This window comes from Vibrio sp. OPT46 (assembly GCF_015163535.1).
GTDB lineage: Bacteria > Pseudomonadota > Gammaproteobacteria > Enterobacterales > Vibrionaceae > Vibrio > Vibrio alginolyticus.
The window spans coordinates 751-2,874 of sequence record NZ_JADDYG010000308.1; the positions used below are offsets into that span (position 1 = coordinate 751).

The window sequence follows — 2,124 nt, forward strand, 5'->3', positions numbered from 1 at the left end:
TGGCTTCTCATGGCGTTTGCATCAAACTTTTTCTGATGCGTATTTTTGGTTGGATAATTGGCTTTATGAGTAACGTAACCAGCACCATTTTGACAGAAAGTGGTACCAATGAGCTTGAAATCATCGAGTTTCATTTAGAAAAAACATTGCCAGATGGCAGCACAAAAACTTGTTATTACGGCATTAACGTTGCGAAAGTACGAGAAGTGATTCGCGTGCCAGAAACAACCGATTATCCAAACGCACAACCTCATATGATTGGTGTGTTCTCATCCAGAGATGTACTGACGCCTTTAGTGGATTTAGCTGGTTGGTTAGGTGTGCCAACACGACAAGATCTGGAGCGCAAGTTTGTAATCGTTACGGATTTCAACAAAATGACCAATGGCTTCTTAATTGACAGCATTTCGCGTATTCATCGCATCTCTTGGAATGATGTGGAATCACCAAGTCAGTTTTTGGAAGCGGGCGAACAAGATTGTGTAGTAGCCGTTGTCCGTAAAGAAGGCAACCTGATCATGATTCTCGACTTTGAAAAAATCATCGCAGACATCAACCCAGAACTGAGTATGGAAAAATACGATGTGAAAGGGGACAAGTCGGTGGATCTCAACCAGAGAATGGTCGGTAAGCGTAATGCTAAAACGATCATGGTGGTGGATGACTCAGCATTTATTCGCTCTTTGATCCAAGATACATTAGCTTCTTCAGGTTACAATGTGATCACATGTAAAGACGGTGGTGAGGCGCATGAGAAGTTGATGAGCTTGATCGAGGTCGCGAAAGAAGAAAACTTGCCAGTTAAAGAGCTATTAGATGCGGTGGTTACGGACGTAGAAATGCCTCGAATGGATGGTATGCACTTAGTGAAGAGACTACGAGATACCGAAGCGTTTTATGAAATGCCGATCATTATGTTCTCGTCATTGATGAGTGAGGATAACCGAGCGAAAGCACTATCTCTTGGCGCAAATGATACGATTACCAAGCCAGAGATTGGCCGCATGGTGAATATGATGGATAAATACGTGTTTAACTTTGCGTAAAAAACCGATCAGATGAAGCAAATAAGGCTGCCGATTGGCAGCCTTATTTTTATTGAGGGCAGGGAAGAATCTCTAAGGTGTAACTCTCGTTTGGAGTCTGCGGCGGCCCATATAAAATTCCGCATTGTGTAAGGCTAGCTCTTTTTTCGTCGGCTGCAGCAATGACCATTTCGCGAGTTGTTGAACCAGCCGGGTGATGAAATGTTTTCCAATCCGAGTCTTCTTCGTTCAGTCCTTGCACGAGTAACTTCATCGATTCGCTATCAGAATCAGGATATCCATATAAAAAAACACAGCGCTTTGAACCACCAATATTACAGCCGTCAAATGGTAAATCTGCCATTAAAGCACTGTCTACGAAGTTTGAAACGTAAGGCTTGCTTTCCAATCCCGCAATCGCCATTTTCCCATAACCCACGCCTAATGCTGACGCAATAGCGCCTTTCATTCCTTCCAAACGTGCTTCACGTGCATCGCTTTGAAGGTTTAAAAAGCGTGGCGCGGCAGTGACAGCAAGAATACCGAGCACGACAATAACTACGACAAACTCTATTAGAGTAAATCCCGTTTGTTTTTTCATATTATTTTCACAGCAAGTTAAAGGTAGAAAAACACTGACCGTACACTTGTTTATTGTGTAAATAAGCACGGTAATGATAAATCGATCAGTAGTATAAAGAGGTGAGTTGTAAAGTGCTATACCGACGCCGCACTAATTGACTGAATCCATTAAATGCAATGGAGAATTCACGGGTCTAATTCTGCTAGATTTTAAGAGGTCATTAATTCCGCTGAAGAAATGCTGCGTGAACAGGCGAGCATGAATCCTCTTCGATGTAAGCAAACATGTACATCAGCGGAATGAAATACAAAATGCAAATGAGGGCGAACCGCACAAATGGATTGTCTTTTTATTCACTTTGATGAATGCTACGCGGAATTCATATCGCAGTATGCCTGAGGTATTCACCATGTGAATGTGCTTTGGTTTTGTGTTTATTTTTCAAATATAAGAATAATCTAAATGGAATTCGATTCGATAAACTTCCTTGCAATAGGTTTGATATTTCTTGGCTCT

General features: G+C 41.9%; 2 protein-coding genes. One reads left to right on the top strand and one right to left on the bottom strand.

The annotated features are described in order from the left end of the window. The first annotated feature begins 65 nt into the window (after nt 1–65). On the top strand, nt 66–1,046 hold the full coding sequence (locus IQR33_RS14945; RefSeq protein ID WP_025767840.1) for a chemotaxis protein: 981 nt from the start codon (nt 66–68) through the stop codon (nt 1,044–1,046). A 49-nt stretch (nt 1,047–1,095) separates the two neighbouring features. Here the strand turns inward: IQR33_RS14945 and IQR33_RS14950 are convergent, their stop codons facing one another. Further along, a complete protein-coding gene (locus tag IQR33_RS14950; protein ID WP_193837979.1) occupies nt 1,096–1,626 on the bottom strand; it encodes a type II secretion system protein in 531 nt (176 codons plus the stop codon). Nucleotides 1,627–2,124 lie beyond the last annotated feature (498 nt).

Bases quoted from the DNA above. Each gene is read 5' to 3' on its own strand.
- IQR33_RS14945 (WP_025767840.1), top strand. From the start codon at position 66: ATGAGTAACGTAACCAGCACCATTTTGACAGAAAGTGGTACCAATGAG.
- IQR33_RS14950 (WP_193837979.1), bottom strand. From the start codon at position 1,626: ATGAAAAAACAAACGGGATTTACTCTAATAGAGTTTGTCGTAGTTATT.